This is a genomic window from Pseudoramibacter alactolyticus ATCC 23263, assembly GCF_000185505.1.
Taxonomy (GTDB): domain Bacteria; phylum Bacillota; class Clostridia; order Eubacteriales; family Eubacteriaceae; genus Pseudoramibacter; species Pseudoramibacter alactolyticus.
On record NZ_GL622374.1, the window covers coordinates 1 to 620 of the forward strand.

At 43.2% G+C, this 620-nt stretch carries 1 protein-coding gene; it reads right to left on the minus strand.

What is annotated here, in order from left to right:
- Positions 1-61 precede the first annotated feature (61 nt).
- Positions 62-620: IS3 family transposase (locus HMPREF0721_RS11220; RefSeq protein WP_040640538.1), on the minus strand; the 559-nt coding region annotated here is incomplete at its 5' end.

Below are 620 nucleotides of genomic sequence, written 5' to 3' on the forward strand. Positions count from 1 at the left end.
TGATGTGACCCCCAAAAGTTAGACTTTATAGCGCGAGATAGTTTCGACCCTCTCTCGCTTTTTATGCGGCTGTAAGACTAAGCCTATATTGTACAGGACTCATCCACCCTAGTCTCTCTTTGATTCTCTTTTCGTTGTAGTACTTAATGTAACGCTCTATTGCCTTTTTTAACGCTTCGTAACTGTAATAGACTTCCCCATAATAGATTTCTTGTTTCAGAAGCCCAAAGAAGTTTTCCATAACGGCATTATCGTGGCAATTTCCCTTTCGTGACATGCTCTGAAAGATGCGCTCTTCTTTGAGACGTCTGGTATAAGCTTTCATCTGATAAGCCCATCCTTGATCAGAATGAAAGGTTCTGCGATATGGACAGTCAGCGGTGATGGTGATTGCTTCTTCTAAAGCGCCCATTACATTTTTGGCTGCGGGGCGCTTTGCAATTCCAAAACTAAGGATTTCTCCATTACACAGGTCCATAAAGGGATCGAGGTAAAGATTATGCAGGCTCATATGTCCCTTGGCATCCACCTCATAGTACTTAAACTCGCTGGTGTCTGTTGTGATTTTCTGATGTGGAATAGGTGTACGAAACCGCCTGTTTACCCGATTTGGAGCGACT